The sequence below is a fragment of the uncultured Deefgea sp. genome (genome assembly GCF_947072475.1).
GTDB lineage: Bacteria > Pseudomonadota > Gammaproteobacteria > Burkholderiales > Chitinibacteraceae > Deefgea.
In genome coordinates, this window is record NZ_CAMTIA010000009.1 from 25,487 (window position 1) to 41,702 (window position 16,216).

Annotated in this window: 17 protein-coding genes and 2 tRNA genes; 2 read left to right on the top strand and 17 right to left on the bottom strand. The window is 45.7% G+C overall.

Annotation, left to right across the window (positions count from 1 at the left end):
* Nucleotides 1-59 precede the first annotated feature (59 nt).
* Together Q0V82_RS05035 and Q0V82_RS05040 are read left to right on the top strand one after the other, a co-directional pair.
* Complete coding sequence (locus Q0V82_RS05035; RefSeq protein ID WP_297573171.1) at nt 60-860, top strand: DUF3800 domain-containing protein; 801 nt, start codon at nt 60-62, stop codon at nt 858-860.
* A 58-nt stretch (nt 861-918) separates the two neighbouring features.
* The gene (locus tag Q0V82_RS05040; RefSeq protein WP_297573173.1) at nt 919-1,218 is read left to right on the top strand and encodes a hypothetical protein; all 300 of its coding nucleotides are present in this window, start codon (nt 919-921) and stop codon (nt 1,216-1,218) included.
* Nucleotides 1,219-1,524: 306 nt separating this feature from the next.
* Here the strand turns inward: Q0V82_RS05040 and Q0V82_RS05045 are convergent.
* The 17 genes from Q0V82_RS05045 to nuoI all read right to left on the bottom strand — a co-directional run bounded on the left by Q0V82_RS05045 (nt 1,525) and on the right by nuoI (nt 16,215).
* A tRNA-Pro gene (locus Q0V82_RS05045) sits at nt 1,525-1,601 on the bottom strand.
* 27 nt (nt 1,602-1,628) lie between these two features.
* Nucleotides 1,629-1,997, bottom strand: coding sequence for a MerR family transcriptional regulator (locus tag Q0V82_RS05050; RefSeq protein WP_297573174.1), 369 nt, complete (start codon nt 1,995-1,997; stop codon nt 1,629-1,631).
* Nucleotides 1,963-2,301: an integration host factor subunit alpha gene (locus Q0V82_RS05055; RefSeq protein WP_182075091.1), complete on the bottom strand. Its 339-nt coding sequence runs from the start codon at nt 2,299-2,301 to the stop codon at nt 1,963-1,965. The genes Q0V82_RS05050 and Q0V82_RS05055 overlap by 35 nt, the downstream gene beginning before the upstream one ends.
* A complete protein-coding gene (gene pheT / locus Q0V82_RS05060; protein ID WP_297573176.1) occupies nt 2,301-4,655 on the bottom strand; it encodes a phenylalanine--tRNA ligase subunit beta in 2,355 nt (784 codons plus the stop codon). Before pheT ends, Q0V82_RS05055 begins: the two co-directional genes overlap by 1 nt.
* A 14-nt stretch (nt 4,656-4,669) precedes the next feature.
* Entirely contained in the window at nt 4,670-5,665 is a 996-nt protein-coding gene (gene pheS / locus Q0V82_RS05065; RefSeq protein ID WP_182075092.1) for a phenylalanine--tRNA ligase subunit alpha, read from the bottom strand.
* A gap of 139 nt (nt 5,666-5,804) precedes the next feature.
* Entirely contained in the window at nt 5,805-6,164 is a 360-nt protein-coding gene (rplT, locus tag Q0V82_RS05070; RefSeq protein WP_226763146.1) for a 50S ribosomal protein L20, read from the bottom strand.
* 15 nt (nt 6,165-6,179) lie between these two features.
* The gene (gene rpmI, locus Q0V82_RS05075; protein ID WP_297573177.1) at nt 6,180-6,377 is read right to left on the bottom strand and encodes a 50S ribosomal protein L35; all 198 of its coding nucleotides are present in this window, start codon (nt 6,375-6,377) and stop codon (nt 6,180-6,182) included.
* A gap of 149 nt (nt 6,378-6,526) precedes the next feature.
* The gene (gene infC, locus Q0V82_RS05080; protein WP_203564288.1) at nt 6,527-7,051 is read right to left on the bottom strand and encodes a translation initiation factor IF-3; all 525 of its coding nucleotides are present in this window, start codon (nt 7,049-7,051) and stop codon (nt 6,527-6,529) included.
* A gap of 48 nt (nt 7,052-7,099) precedes the next feature.
* Nucleotides 7,100-9,004, bottom strand: a complete 1,905-nt coding sequence (gene thrS / locus Q0V82_RS05085; RefSeq protein WP_297573178.1) for a threonine--tRNA ligase — start codon at nt 9,002-9,004, stop codon at nt 7,100-7,102.
* Nucleotides 9,005-9,171: 167 nt separating this feature from the next.
* Nucleotides 9,172-9,248: transfer RNA gene (locus Q0V82_RS05090), tRNA-Val, on the bottom strand.
* Between the two features lie 63 nt (nt 9,249-9,311).
* A complete protein-coding gene (locus Q0V82_RS05095) occupies nt 9,312-9,653 on the bottom strand; it encodes a DUF2818 family protein (protein WP_308445217.1) in 342 nt (113 codons plus the stop codon).
* Complete coding sequence (gene nuoN, locus Q0V82_RS05100; protein WP_297573180.1) at nt 9,616-11,076, bottom strand: NADH-quinone oxidoreductase subunit NuoN; 1,461 nt, start codon at nt 11,074-11,076, stop codon at nt 9,616-9,618. Before nuoN ends, Q0V82_RS05095 begins: the two co-directional genes overlap by 38 nt.
* A gap of 28 nt (nt 11,077-11,104) precedes the next feature.
* A complete protein-coding gene (locus Q0V82_RS05105) occupies nt 11,105-12,610 on the bottom strand; it encodes an NADH-quinone oxidoreductase subunit M (protein WP_297573182.1) in 1,506 nt (501 codons plus the stop codon).
* A gap of 60 nt (nt 12,611-12,670) precedes the next feature.
* Nucleotides 12,671-14,710 (bottom strand): NADH-quinone oxidoreductase subunit L, encoded by a 2,040-nt coding sequence (gene nuoL / locus Q0V82_RS05110; protein WP_297573184.1) that lies wholly within the window; start codon nt 14,708-14,710, stop codon nt 12,671-12,673.
* 32 nt (nt 14,711-14,742) lie between these two features.
* Nucleotides 14,743-15,048: an NADH-quinone oxidoreductase subunit NuoK gene (gene nuoK / locus Q0V82_RS05115; protein WP_226763152.1), complete on the bottom strand. Its 306-nt coding sequence runs from the start codon at nt 15,046-15,048 to the stop codon at nt 14,743-14,745.
* 30 nt (nt 15,049-15,078) lie between these two features.
* The gene (locus tag Q0V82_RS05120) at nt 15,079-15,714 is read right to left on the bottom strand and encodes an NADH-quinone oxidoreductase subunit J (RefSeq protein WP_297573187.1); all 636 of its coding nucleotides are present in this window, start codon (nt 15,712-15,714) and stop codon (nt 15,079-15,081) included.
* Between the two features lie 9 nt (nt 15,715-15,723).
* Nucleotides 15,724-16,215, bottom strand: a complete 492-nt coding sequence (gene nuoI, locus Q0V82_RS05125; protein ID WP_173533770.1) for an NADH-quinone oxidoreductase subunit NuoI — start codon at nt 16,213-16,215, stop codon at nt 15,724-15,726.
* Nucleotide 16,216: the final 1 nt, after the last annotated feature.

Genomic DNA, 16,216 nt, shown 5'->3' on the forward strand with positions numbered 1-16,216 from the left:
CTTCGCTTTGAAAAAAAGCGACTAGCTGCTTTCTAACGATTACTTTATGAGAACTCAATATGCACATCTGCTATATCGATGAAGCTGGCTGCCCAGGCTATTTGCCAGCAAATAACACAGAAATTCAACCTGCCCTTATCATCGCTGGCCTTGCTCTACCGAAAGAGGCTTTAGATTCGATTGGTCGTCAATTTATCAAAATCAAACAGCTGTATTTGTATGGCGAAACTAGGCCAAATTCCCGTCATCAAGATGCACTCAACGAGCTAAAAGGCGCTGATCTGCGGCGGGCAATTCGCGAAGGGAATAAATTAGACGCGGGCAAAGCACATAAACTCGCCCATCTACTTCTGGACACTTTGAACGCCCACGGCGCAGAACTGTATGGCCAAGTCATCATCAAAGTGCCTGATGATAAGTTTAATGGCACCCAGCTATACGCAGATGCGATGATGCGAATCGCTAAAAATTATCATCAACTCTTGGATAAAGAATTGAGTGATGGCCTGATCGTAGCCGACTTTAGGGGCACAGAAATCAATGGCAAAGTTGCACAACCTATTTCTTTAGCCATGTGGGAGCAGAAAAACACATTTCCACGCTTCCACCTACCGCCCACTTTTGGCAATAGCAATAGTCATGTGGGGCTACAAATCGCAGACATTATCATCTCTACATTACTGATGCCTTTAGCTCTCGCCAAATTCGGAGAACATATTCCAGAGAGCAAGCACAAGAAAAATGATGATTTACTGCATTTCAAACGCTATGCAAAACGACTGAAAACGCTTTGCCGCAACGGAACAAGCCTAGTTGCCATCAGAAGCAACCAAGCAAACCATGCAATCAACTTCCTGTAAAATTGGACAGGTACTACAGAAATTTCACAAATGATTTCGTATAAAACGGCGAAATAAAATGGGTGGAATTGGCAGTGGCTGGCACTCACACAGCGGAAAAGCTAAAACACAAAACTATCGTTATGTGGATATACGCCGTTGGCAACGTGATGGACTACTCACAGGGAGTGGCTTTGATTGGTCTTGGACTCGCAACGCTGAACGTATAGCCAGCATCTCAGCCATCGTTGCAGAGAACGCGATTACACTGCAATACCGCATCAAGCGCGATGGGGAATGGCAAGACGTAAATTGCAAAATAAGACTAGGCACTTCGGCCTGCAATTTAGGCGAGCAAACACAGTTAGGAAGAAATTAGGCCTGCCAGCGGGCTACATGAACGGCTAAGGCGGTAAGCCCAAAGGCATGCACTGGAAAACCTATAATCGACTCTATCAAGAACAAGCACAGCAATCAGCACAGGCCTTTAATCACCTTGAAGCAAGGATGGGGGTCCTACGCAAAGGAATGGAGAAAATAACAAGGCGGATGGAAAGCAGAGGAAAAACTTAAATCGAGCATTACTGGCTCACCCTAGCTCACGCCAAGTGCAACCATAAACGCACAGAATTGGCACAAAGAAAAAATGGGTTACAGCCGTAAAGCTGTAACCCATTGATTTGATTGGTCGGAATAGCGGGATTCGAACTCGCGACCCCTTGGACCCCATCCAAGTGCGCTACCAGGCTGCGCTATATTCCGAGAGGCCGTATATTAACCCAAACAAACTTACTGTTCAAGCCATGCCAGCAAATCCTCTAACTCATGGCGAACTTCGGTCAAACTGACTTCACCACGACCGTAGTCGCCAACTTCAACCATCGACACACCCAATTGATTACGCGCCCCACTAATGGTAAATCCTTGCTCATACAGCAAAGAGCGAATTCGGCGAATTAGCAGCACTTCGTGATGCTGATAGTAGCGTCGATTACCACGCCGTTTTACCGGCTTAAGTTGCGTAAACTCTTGCTCCCAATACCGCAAAACATGGGGTTTTACACCACATAATTCGCTAACTTCACCAATGGTGAAGTAGCGCTTTGCTGGGATTGATGGCAAATCACTGGTTGGAATAACGCTGCTGGAGCTTTGCATAATGGATTTCGACCATTCCCTTCAGCTTTTGACTTGCATGAAATGTAACCACGCGCCGTGCAGAAATTGGGATTTCTTCACCGGTTTTAGGGTTACGTCCTGGACGCTGCGGTTTATCACGAAGTTGGAAATTGCCAAAGCCAGATAATTTAACGGTATCGCCTTCTGATAATGAAGCACGGACTTCATCAAAAAAAGATTCCACCATATCTTTGGCTTCGCGCTTATTCAAACCCACCTTGTCGAATAACATATCGGCAAGGTCTGCTTTTGTCAGTGTTAATGTGCTTGTTTCGTACTGCATTATGCTCTCAAGATCGCGCCGCATTCCTCTGCCTTCTGGAGTAATTTTGCTACTGCTATATCGATTTCTTCATCAGTCAAAGTTTTTAAAGTATCTTGCAGCAAGATTTTGAATGCAAGACTCTTTTTACCATCTGGCAAACCTTTACCACGATAAACATCGAAAACTTCTACTGATGAAATAATCGGTGATTTTAAACTTTCAAATGCTAACAACAAGGTGCCTGCAGCGAGGGACTCATCCATTAACAATGCCAAATCTCGGCGTACCACTTGAAATTTAGCAATCGGTTCTGCTTGCAACTTCGCCACTTGAGTCAATGCGGCAACCGAAAGCTCAAAAACAACCGGTGCAAAGGCCAAGCCATAGGACTGCACCCACTGCGGGTGTACTTCACCGAGCACACCAATTACTTCGCCATCCAACACCACTTCAGCTGAACGACCAGGGTGAAGCGCAGGATGATTGACTCGACGATATTGAGCAACCCGTGGCGCAAGTAGTGCTTCCACATCGGCTTTTATATCATAGAAATCAACACGTTCTTTGGCTACACCCCATTGCTCGGCAAAACGATTGCCCCATGCTAACGCAGCCATTCGTTCTGGTTGTTGATGTGCCGCAACGCCTTGAAAGACGCGAGCGAGTTCAAACAAACGAACACGGTCTTGTTTTCGATTTAAATTGTGTTGCAAACCGGCGACTAAACCACCAATCAAGGTTGAGCGCATCACGCTCATTTGGCTGGCAATTGGATTCATCAAGCGAATCGGTGCGCTATTTGCAGCGAAATCTGTTTCCCATTTTTCTTCCACAAATGCGTAAGAAATGGTTTCTTGATAATTACGTGAAGCAAGAATTGATTTTAAAACATTCTTACTACGGCGATCACCCGCTTGCGGCAACATACTCATCCGCGCTAGTGATGGGCTGACTGGGATATTGTCATAGCCAAAAACACGCGCCACTTCTTCGATCAAGTCTTCTTCAATTTCAATATCAAAGCGATACGACGGCGGTGTTACGGTAATGACATCTGATGCCAATTCACATGCTAAACCAAGGCCTTGCAACATCGCCATAATTTCAGTTGCAGGCAAGCTAATACCGAGCACTTTAGCCACACGGCTCACGCGCAATGCAACCGGTGTCCGCGCAGGCAAGGTGGTTAATTGCTCCGTCACTGGGCCAACTTGACCGCCACAAATATCGACGACCAATTGCGTAGCACGCTCGAGCGCTTGACGCACATTGCCAAAATCAATGCCGCGCTCAAAACGGTGGCTCGAATCTGAAGAAAAGCCAAAACGACGCGCTTTACCGGCAATAACGTCTGGCGCAAAAAAGGCCGACTCTAAGAAAATATCTTGGGTGCTTTCGGTCACGCTCGACGCCAAACCGCCCATGATGCCGGCCAGTGCCAACACTTCACGATCATCAGCAATCACCAGCAAATCATCACTCAGCTTCAGTTCTTTTTCGTTCAGCAAGGTGATGGATTCACCGGCTTTAGCAAAGCGAACTTGCACGCCACCGGACAACTTAGCCGCGTCAAACGCGTGCATCGGTTGACCAAGCTCTAGCAAAACGTAATTTGTAATATCAACAATCGCCGAGATCGAACGAATACCCGAGCGCTCTAAGCGCTGCTTCATCCAGTCAGGTGTTGCCGCAGCTTGGTTGATGCCTTGAATAAGACGGCCCGCATAGCGTGGGCAAGCCTCGGCGGCGTTCAATGCAACGGCAATTGTGGCATCGGTATTAACCGCAGCTGTTTCAATGACAACAGGGCTTAAGCTTGCTTTAGTTAAAGCAGCAACTTCACGCGCAATACCACGAATTGATAAGCAATCAGTGCGATTCGGTGTGAGTTTTAAGGTCAACAAACGATCATCAAGCGCCAAAAATTCGCGAATCGGCATACCCACAGGGGCATCGCTCGGTAGCTCATATAAACCATCGATGTCCGAAGCAATACCCATCTCATCACCCGAGCACAACATGCCCGATGATTCAATGCCGCGAACTTTGGCTTTTTTAATTTTAAAGTTGCCCGGCAATACCGCACCGATACGGGCACACGGCACTTTTAAGCCTGCGGCCACATTCGGTGCGCCACAAACGATTTGCAGTGGCTCAGCTTCACCCACATTGACGCTACATACATTTAAGCGATCGGCATCAGGATGCTTGCTTACACTCAGTACTTCTGCGACAAACACATCAGAAAATGCGGGTGCTGCGGCTTCATTTTCTTCGACTTCTAAACCTGCCATCGTCAACAAATGCGCAAGTTCGTCTGAATTAAGCGCTGGATTAACCCAGCTACGCAGCCATTGTTCTGAAAATTGCATGATTGATGCTCCGCTTATTTGAATTGGGACAAGAAAGACACGTCGTTTTCAAAAAACAACCGCAAATCATTCACGCCGTAGTACAGCATCGCAAATCGATCCAAACCAATGCCAAAAGCAAAACCGGTATATTTTTCTGAATCAATATTCACACTTTTTAAAACATTCGGATGCACCATGCCGCAACCGCCCACTTCCATCCAGCCTTTCGACCATTTCACGTCGATTTCAGCTGATGGCTCAGTAAATGGAAAGAACGACGGACGGAAACGAACTTCGAGATCATCGCGCTCGAAAAAGCGCCGCAAAAAGTCAACGATGACACTTTTTAAATCAGCAAAAGACACGCCCTCTTCTACCCACAAGCCTTCCATTTGATGGAACATTGGAGAATGGGTTGCATCAGAGTCCACACGATAAACGCGGCCTGGCGCGATAATCTTAATGGGTGGTTCATTATCCAGCATATAGCGAACTTGAATCGGGCTGGTATGCGTGCGCAAGACCAAAGGCTCGCCTTCACTTTCAATATAAAAAGTGTCTTGCATCGCGCGTGCAGGATGATTTTTTGGAATGTTGAGGGCTTCGAAATTATGAAAATCATTTTCAATTTCGGGGCCATCGGCAACAGCAAAACCCATGCTACCAAACAAAGCCTCAATCCGTTGCTGCACTAACGTGACTGGATGCAAACCACCTTTAGCATGCCCACGACCTGGCAAGGAGACATCTAAAGCTTCAGCGGCGAGTTGTGCTGCTAATTTTTCTGCAGCAATACCATCACGCTTGGCGTTCAGTGCGGCTTCAAAAGCTTGCTTGGTTTGATTGACTTGCGCGCCAAACGCTTTTTTTTCATCAGCAGGCATTGCGGCCAGCAGTTTCATCAAGGCAGTAATCTGACCTTGTTTTCCGATGTAATGCGCTTTGACAATTTCGAGTTCAACTGGATCATTTGTCGCATCAAGTGCGGCCAAACCAGCGTCAAGCAAGGCTTGCATATTTGCAACCATGTTTTAGGCCCGATAAGTAGTGAGGAGAGAAAAAGCTAAACAAAATAGACTACGCAGTCCATTAAATTTAATTTTTTCACGAAAAAACAGTGAATAAAAAAGGGAGGCTGAAAGCCTCCCTCATTACCGGCAGTACCGATTAAGCAGTCAGGCTTGCTTTAGCTTGTTCAACAAACGCAGCAAAAGCTGGCTTGTCAAAGATTGCCATGTCGGCCAAAACTTTACGGTCAACTTCAATACCGGCTTTTTTCAAGCCATTCATGAAGCGGCTGTATGCCAGACCACACTCACGGGAAGCAGCGTTAATACGTGCAATCCAGAGTTGACGGAACTGACGTTTTTTCTGACGACGATCACGGTATGCATATTGACCTGCCTTCATGACCGCTTGTTTAGCGACACGATAGACATTTTTACGACGACCACGATAGCCTTTAGCCAGGGCTAAGACTTTCTTATGACGAGCTCGAGCGGTGACACCACGTTTAACGCGAGGCATAGTTTATCTCCTTGGTTAAGCGTATGGCAGCATTGCACGAACAGACTTCATGTTCGACGCATCGACCATAGAAGTACCGCGCAATTGGCGTTTAGTTTTAGTCGTTTTCTTGGTCAAGATGTGGCGTTTGAAAGCGTGACTACGCTTTACACCACCACCGCCAAGTACTTTGAAGCGCTTTTTAGCACTACTCTTGGTTTTCATTTTAGGCATTACTTACTCCAACTAGCCTTAGCTCAAATGAGCTTATTAGATTAGGCAAAAGGGCGTCTATTGTTGCCAATCGAACTTAATACCCGCCACCCCACCGCGACTACCAGCCAATAACTACATTGGCTTTAACAGGTGTAGTCGCCAACCCGTTATACTTTTTTCTTAGGTCCAAGCATCATCACCATCTGGCGACCTTCGAGCTTCGGATATTGCTCAACTACAGCCAATTCAGCCAAGTCAGCCTCAACTCGTTTGAGTTGTGCCATACCAATCTCTTGGTGAGCCATCTCACGACCACGGAAGCGTAAAGTAAATTTGCACTTGTCGCCTTCATTTAAGAAGCGAATTGCACCACGCAATTTAACTTGATAATCGTTTTCATCCGTGCTCGGGCGCAGCTTAATTTCTTTAACCTGTACCTGCTTTTGCTTGAGCTTGGCAGCGTGCTTTTTCTTAGCCTCTTCGTACCGGAATTTACCGTAATCCATCAATCGGCAAACCGGAGGCTGAGCATTCGGCGCGATCTCTACCAGATCTACCTCTGCCTCTTCAGCCAGTTGAAGGGCTTGATTCAGGGAGACGATACCGAGTTGTTCGCCTTCCACACCTTGCAAACGAATTTCACGCGCGGTGATTTCACCATTAATACGCGGGCCTTTATCTTGAGCAGCTATTGTTATTACTCCAAGTCATTCAAAAACAAAACCGTGCACCTGCAAGCGTTAAACCTTAGGCAAATCAGCTTTTACCAGCGCAATCAGCGCTTCCACTGTCATTTGCCCTAAGTCTTCACCACTGCGGTTACGCACGGCCACCAAACCTGCTTCACGTTCCTTATCCCCTACAATGAGCTGATAAGGAAGACGTTGCAAGCTATGTTCGCGGATTTTATAGGTAATCTTCTCATTTCTCAAGTCCACTGATGCACGAAGTCCGTTTTGATTCAATAAATCAGCCGTTTTTTGCGCATATTCACGTTGCGACTCAGAAATATTCATCACTACCAGCTGCACAGGCGCTAACCAAGCCGGAAATGCACCAGCATGGTTTTCGATCAAGATACCAATAAAACGCTCTAAAGAGCCCAGCACCGCGCGATGCAACATAATCGGGTGATGCTTGGCGTTATCCTCACCAACATACTCAGCACCTAAACGCTCTGGCAAATTAGGGTCGATCTGCAAAGTACCACATTGCCACAGCCGGCCCAAGCAATCCTTTAATGTAAATTCAATCTTAGGACCATAAAAAGCACCCTCACCTGGCAAGTACTCAAAGTCCAAGCCCTTTGAATCTAAAGCGGCAGCCAAAGCGGCCTCCGCGCGATCCCAAGATGCCTCAGTACCAATGCGTTTTTCAGGTCGAGTTGAAAGTTTAACCAAAATATCATCAAAGCCAAAATCGGCATAAACCTCTTTAAGCAAATCAATAAATGCGGCCGCCTCTTGCTGAACTTGATCTTCAGTACAGAAAATGTGCGCATCATCTTGCACAAAGCCACGCACCCGCATAATCCCATGTAAAGAACCCGATGGCTCATTACGGTGACAAGAGCCAAATTCAGCATAACGCAACGGCAAATCACGGTATGAACGCAAACCTTGATTAAAGACTTGTACGTGCCCCGGGCAATTCATCGGTTTAATCGCGTAGTCGCGCTTTTCAGACTCGGTAGTAAACATCCCGTCGTGATAGTTTTCCCAATGCCCTGATTTTTCCCACAACGTACGATCCATCACCATCGGCGTACGAATTTCCTGATAGCCATGGCGATTTAATTTGGCACGCATGTACTGCTCAATAATTTGCCAAAGCGTCCAGCCCTTAGGATGCCAAAAGACCATGCCCGGTGCTTCATCTTGCATATGAAACAAATCAAGCTGCTTGCCTAATTTACGGTGATCACGCTTTTCAGCCTCTTCGAGCATATGAAGGTATTGCGCTAGATCTTCCTTCTTAGCAAACGCAGTGCCATATACCCGGGTTAGCATTTCATTTTTACTATCACCGCGCCAATAAGCGCCGGCCACTTTCATCAACTTAAATACTTTGAGCTTTCCAGTTGATGGCACGTGAGGTCCACGGCAAAGGTCAGTAAAATCCCCCTCGCGATACAAGCTCAACACTTGATCTGCAGGAATAGATTCAATAATTTCAGCCTTGTAGTTTTCGCCAATGCCTTTGAAATACGTAATCGCGTCATCGCGACTTAATTCATAGCGCTCAACTTGAATATCTTTTTTGACCAGCTCGGTCATTTTCTTTTCAATCGCCGCTAAATCATCCAGTGTAAACGGACGCTCATAAGCGAAATCATAATAAAAACCATTTTCAATCACTGGACCAATCGTGACTTGTGCTGTTGGATAGAGCTGCTTAACGGCGTAGGCCAACAAATGCGCAGTCGAGTGACGAATCACATCAAGCCCTTCTGCATCTTTATCTGTAATGATATGCAGTGAAGCATCTTGTTCCATCACATAACGCGTATCAACTAACTGGCCATTCACCTTGCCAGCGAGTGCGGCACGAGCCAAGCCCGGGGAAATGCTATGGGCCACATCATATACAGAAACTGCATCATCATATTGACGCACTGAACCATCAGGAAGTGTAATCGCTGGCATATTCATCGCCTAAATCAGTTACTCGGCAAGCCGAGACAATATTTACTCAAAAAAACCAAAAAAAAAGTGCGGCCTAGCCGCACTTTTATATCCAATCTATGTACGGCTACCCCAAAATACACCCGGGTATCGTAGTAACGAATTGCATAGATTTGATCTCGAATTATTGGTAGGCACGATTGGATTCGAACCAACTACCTCTTCCATGTCAAGGAAGCGCTCTAACCAGATGAGCTACGCGCCTAAAGAAGCAACATAATAAATATCATTTAACGTTTTGGCAAGCAAAGAACCACATTATTTATGACTAAATGCCTGGTTTTCGCCAAAAATAACGCCAAACAAAGCCCGGCCAAGCAAAAACCACAAACAGCGCAAAGGTACTCACATAAAACGGCCAGTTTTGTGAGTGAACCGAGCTGACACGTGATTCTAAAAGATAAGCGACCCCAGCCAATAACACATAAAAGACGCTAAGCTCTAATAGACGCCAGCCAAAGGATTTGGCCTCAGCCTTAAATTTCCAAAAAAAGAACCCTTTTTCAGAGAAAAAAGGCAGGTTAGCCGCCAAAGCAGCCAACCCAACAATTAACAAGAAGTTTTGCATTGCATTAGTATGGTAGCGAAGTGAATGATTGTGACACCGCATCAGAAAGTAAGTTCATCAGGCCGTCAGGCATAAACCCTAGCACGAGAAGTAACAAACAATTGATCGACAATACGAGCTTGGCATCATTCCCAGCAATCAGTGGCGATTGATCAACAGCATCATCAAAGTACATCACTTTAACAATTCGCAGATAATAAAACGCACCAATCAGAGAAAACACTACGGCAATCACAGCCAGCGGAACCAAGCCCATATCCACAACAACTTTCAAGATGGCTAACTTAGCAAAAAAGCCCAAGAAAATCGGAATACCCGCCATAGAGAACATGGTAAACAACATCATTGCAGCAAACCACGGACTACGCTGGTTTAGGCCCTTCAAATCTTCAATCTGATCGGCTTCAAACCCTTGCCGAGACAGCAACATAACGACACCAAATGCGGCAGCACTCATTAATATATAAGAAACGACATAGAAAAATGACGCTGAATAACCGGCCGGACTGGCCACCAATAGACCCAACAAGACAAAGCCCATATGTGAAATGGTCGAATAGCCAAGCATCCGTTTAATATTGGTTTGAGAGATGGCCGTAATATTACCTAAGCCCATCGACAATACCGCCAACACCATCAACATACCACGCCAATCCGGCGCAAAGCCCTCTAAAGCCTGCGCTAAAATACGCAGAGAAAACACAAACACTGCGGCTTTAGGTGCCGATGCAATCAGTTGAGTAATCGGCGTTGGTGCTCCTTGATAAACATCAGGAACCCACATATGAAATGGCACCGCACCAAACTTAAATCCTAAGCCGGTAACAATGAATACAATGGCAAATACCGCTAATAAATTATTCGCCTGCCCCGTTTGAATTGCATGCGACACGGCAAAAATATCCAAAGAGCCCGTAGAGCCATACAACATCGACACACCATACAACAGCATGCCTGAAGCCAAAGCCCCCAAAACGAAGTACTTCATCGCGGCTTCTGTCGAGGCAAATGACTCACGATTTAAAGCCACCAAGGCATACACCGACAAAGACATTAATTCTAGGCCTACATACAACGCCAAGAAATTAACCGATGACGCCATCACCATCATTCCCAATAATGAGAACAAGGTGAGGGTAAATAATTCACCACGAAACAAGCCACGCGCCATTGCATAGCTACGACCGTAGATTAGCACTAAAGCCACACCGACAATCATTGCCAATTTTGCAAAATCTGCGATTGGATCAACTAAGTACAAGCCATTAAATGCGAGACGCGCTTGCGGCTCATGCCCCATTAACACTAAAGCAAAAGTGATTGCCAAAGTCGCCAAGGTCATTACATAAGTCAGATGCCGTTTGGCATCACTAATAAAAAGGTCAAGCAAAAGAATGGCGCAAGTTGCACACAGAAGGAAAATTTCTGGTGCCGCCACCCATGCATTAAGACTGGTCCAGGTCATGGTTCTAGCCTATTTCTTATAATAAGGATTAATTAAGCTTGGTCTGTGAAGCTTGCCAAATCAGATCATTCACTGACTGGTGCATCACCTCGGTAAACGGCGCAGGATATAAACCCATTCCTAAAACGGCGATGGCTAACACCGCTAGAATTAAAAATTCACGTTTATTGACATCCTTAAGCTCAGCTACATTTTGATTTGCAACTTCACCAAACAGAACGCGTTTGTACATCCAAAGCGTATAAGCAGCACCAAAAATCAAAGTTGTAGCACCAGCAACGGCATACCAGAAATTAACCTGTACCGCGCCCAAGATCACCATAAACTCACCCACAAATCCCGAAGTCGCTGGCAAACCTGAATTAGCCATCGCAAACAACATCATGAATGAAGCAAAAATTGGCATTTTGTTAGCTACACCACCGTAATCAGCAATCTTACGGCTATGAACACGGTCATACATTACGCCAACACAGAAGAACATTGCCGCAGAAATAAAACCGTGAGAAATCATTTGCACTAATGCGCCTTCAACGGCCCATGAATTCAATTGATTACCGCTAGCACCGCCGAACATAAAGAAGCCCAGCGTAACAAAACCCATGTGTGAGATTGATGAATAAGCAATTAGCTTTTTCATGTCTGTTTGAACCAAAGCCACCATACCGATGTAAACAACGGCGATCAATGACAGAGTAACCATGAGCCAGGCATATTCGCGTGAAGCATCGGGCAGAATCGGCAATACAAACCGCAAGAAACCGTAAGCACCCAGCTTCAAAGTAATTGCAGCCAACACCATCGAACCACCTGTTGGCGCTTCAACGTGAGCATCTGGTAACCAGGTATGCACTGGCCACATTGGCACCTTCACCGCAAAGGCAAAAAAGAATGCAATCAACAGCATGGTTTGCGCGCCCATTGTCAACGGCAAGCGTTGGAATGCAGCAATCTCAAAACTACCGCCACTTTGATAGTACAGATAAACAAACGCTACCAAAGTCAACAAAGAGCCCAGCAAGGTATACAAGAAGAACTTAACCGATGCATACACACGACGAGCACCACCCCAGACACCAATAATCAAGTACATTGGGATCAGCATGGCCTCAAAGAAGGCGTAAAACAAAATAGCATCCATGGCCGCAAATGCGCCATTGATTAAGCCAGACATGATCAAAAATGCAGCCATGTATTGCGCTACACGCTTTTGAATCACTTGCCAGCCAGCCAATACCACCAATAAAGTGGTAAAACTATTCAAAATCACAAACAGCATAGATAAACCATCTACGCCGAGGTGATAGTTAATATTCAAGCTTTCAACCCACGGCTTCATTTCCGTGAATTGCATACCGCCGTGAAACGTATCAAAGCCAGTGTAAAGCGGAATCGTAACCAAAAAAGAAACCAAAGCGCCCATCAGCGCCAGCCAGCGCGCTGCGGGAGCATTTTTATCGCTACCCGTAGCAAGTACAATCAAACCTGCCACAATGGGCAGCCAGATTGCAAGGCTGAGGAGATTACCCGTCATATTTAACCTACTTGTTATGTATTAAATCTGTCGTCATCAAAAAAAGCGAAGCAACACCAATCACGGCAAAGTGAGTACGCCACCCAACCACCAAGTCATCAGCAGCAAGGCGCCAATAATCATTGCAAAAGCGTAATGGTAGATGTATCCAGTTTGCAGGCGACGAAGAAGACCCGAGAACACGCCAACAAGCTTTGCAGTCCCATTCACCAACAGACCATCAATCAACAATGTATCACCCACTTTCCAAAGCACCGTACCCAGCGCGCGGGCACCCGCAGTAAACACATTGATGTACAAATGATCCATGTAATACTTTTCTTCAAGCAGTTTTCTAACGCCAATCGCAGTAAAGAATCGATCACATGCAGCAGGAAGTTGCGGTGCCTTCATATAGAACAACCATGCAGTAGCCACACCAGCAAAAGCCAACCAAAATGGCAATGTGACAAACGCATGAGTCGCCATACCCATCGCATCATGCGCATGGTGAACCACCGCCGACATTGCTGGGTGCGCTTCAAGATCAACCGTCAACACATCTTTAAAGAAGTCCCCGGCCAACATCGGGCTAATTGCGATATACCCAACAATCACCGAAGGAATCGCCAGCAAAATCAATGGCAAAGTAACAACCCATGGCGACTCGTGCGGCTTGTCATTCGGCCCCAAACCGTGGTGATGATCGTGATCATCATTGGCATCATGACCATGGTGCGTATCTTTCTTTTGCATCCACTGCTCTTTGCCGTGGAAAACCAAGAAATACATCCGGAAAGAATAAAATGCCGTAACAAATACGCCAGCAACGACAGCAAAATAAGCAAATCCAGCACCAGGCAATTTAGACGCTTCAACCGCAAGAATAATTGAATCTTTTGAATAGAAACCCGAGAAAAATGGCGTGCCAATCAAAGCTAATGACCCAATCAACGACGTGATCCACGTAATCGGCATATATTTACGCAAACCACCCATATTGCGGATATTTTGGTCATGGTGCATACCCATAATCACCGAACCCGCAGCAAGGAATAGCAAAGCCTTAAAGAATGCGTGCGTCATCAAATGCATCAACGCCACTGAATACGCCGAAACACCCAAGGCCACCGTCATATAGCCCAGCTGCGACAACGTCGAATACGCTACAACTCGTTTAATATCGTTCTGGATAATCCCGAGGAAACCCATAAATAGCGCGGTTATTGCACCAATCACCAATACAAAATTGAGCGCGGTATCAGACATCTCAAACAACGGAGACATCCGTGAAACCATAAAGATACCGGCAGTCACCATTGTTGCGGCATGGATCAATGCTGAAATTGGTGTTGGGCCTTCCATTGAATCTGGCAACCAAACATGCAAAGGAAATTGCGCTGATTTACCCATCGCACCAATAAACAGCAAGATGCAAGTCACCGTCATCAATGACCATGGCGTACCAGCAAACAAGCTAATCGTCGCATCTTTAAGTTCAGGCGCTTTTGCAAACACCTCGGCGTAATCCAGAGTACCAAAATGAGCCAATACCAAACCGATCCCGAGCAAGAAACCTAAGTCACCTACGCGATTAACCAAAAAGGCTTTCAAGTTTGCAAAGGTAGCAGTTGGCCGTTTAAACCAAAAACCAATCAACAGGTACGATACTAAACCCACCGCTTCCCAGCCAAAAAACAGCTGCACAAAGTTATTACTCATGACGAGCATTAACATTGAGAAAGTAAACAATGAGATGTAACTAAAAAAACGCTGATAACCAGGGTCATCTTTCATGTAACCAATGGTGTAGATATGCACCATCAGCGAGACAAAAGTGACAACACACATCATCATTGCGGTGAGATTATCAACCAAAAAGCCGATATTCAAATCCACGCCATTGACTGAAAGCCATGTGTAGAGATTGCCATTAAAAGATTCGCCACCATTGAGCAAATAATTTAAGGTATACGCCGACAAAGCAAACGACGCAGCAACGCCTGCAATCGTTGCAATATGTGCCGCTCGACGGCCAATCGCCCAGCCAAACAAACCAGCGATTAGCGAGCCCAATAATGGCGCTAGCGGTATAAGCAGATAAATCGATTTCATATCCATTGGTATTCTTGTCCGATTCTATGTTGTCCGGTTTAACCCTTCAGGCTATCCAAATCTTCGACGTTAATCGACCGTAAATTACGGAAGAGCACCACCAAGATAGCGAGGCCAATAGCCGATTCGGCTGCAGCAACGGTTAGGATAAAGAAGACGAAAATCTGGCCACCGGTATCGCCCAAAAACTGCGAAAACGCGATGAAATTCATATTCACAGACAACAACATCAATTCGATTGCCATTAGCAATACGATTAGATTTTTGCGGTTCATGAAAATGCCAAACACGCTGGTCGCAAACATAATTGCGCCCAACACAAGGTAATGAGTCAGTGTAAGCACATATCCTCCCTAAACTCTTATCTAGGCCAATTAGGCTGCAGGTTGATCGGTAGACTGGGCATCACTTGCCGAATCTTTTGGCTCGGACGCCATTTTTACAATCCGTAAGCGATCGTCGCGTTTGACACGAACTTGCTCACCCGGATTGATATACTTGGTATTCTTACGCTTGCGTAATGTCAGTGCAATCGCTGCAATCATCCCAACCAACAGCAACACTGCCGACAACTGGAAAGGTAAGAAATACTGGGTGTAAATTAACATCCCCAAGGTTTCAGCTGAGGCCGTATTAAAACTTGGCTCAAGCAACCGAGACTCATCAATTTGCGCTGCGCGATGCGACAGAATCATCACCATTTCAATCAACATAATGATTGCAACGGTGCCTGCCACCGGTAAAAACTTCCAAAAGCTCTTGCGTAACGCTTCGAAGTTAATATCCAGCATCATCACCACAAACAAGAACAACACCATTACCGCACCGACATAAATCACAATCAGTGAAACCGCCAAAAACTCAGCTTTAATCAGCATCCACAATACGGCGCTATTAAAGAACGACAATACCAAATACAGCACGGCATGCACTGGGTTCTTAGCTGTAATCACACGAAATGCGGCAAAAATCAGCACTGCAGCAAAGATATAAAAAAGCGCTAAAGTCATATTTTATTCCTAGCGATACTTAGCATCAGCAGCTTTGCGTTCAGCGATTTCAGCTTCGTATTTATCACCGACTGCCAACAACATTGGCTTGGTGTAATACAAATCGCCACGTTTTTCACCGTGATATTCATAAATATGCGTTTCTACAATCGCATCAACCGGACAGGCTTCTTCACAAAAACCGCAAAAAATACATTTAGTCAGGTCAATATCATAACGGCTGGTACGACGAGTTTTATCGTCCGGACGCGCCTCTGATTCAATCGTAATCGCCATAGCTGGGCAAACCGCTTCACACAATTTGCAAGCAATACAACGCTCTTCGCCATTGGCGTAGCGGCGCTGGGCATGTAAACCACGAAAACGCGGGCTATACGGTGTTTTTTCCTCAGGAAATTGCACAGTAATCTTGCGCTGGAAAAAGTGACGACCCGTTAATAACAAGCCCTTCACCAATTCAACCAGCAAGAAGGTTTTAAAGAAATATAAAATTTTATCCATG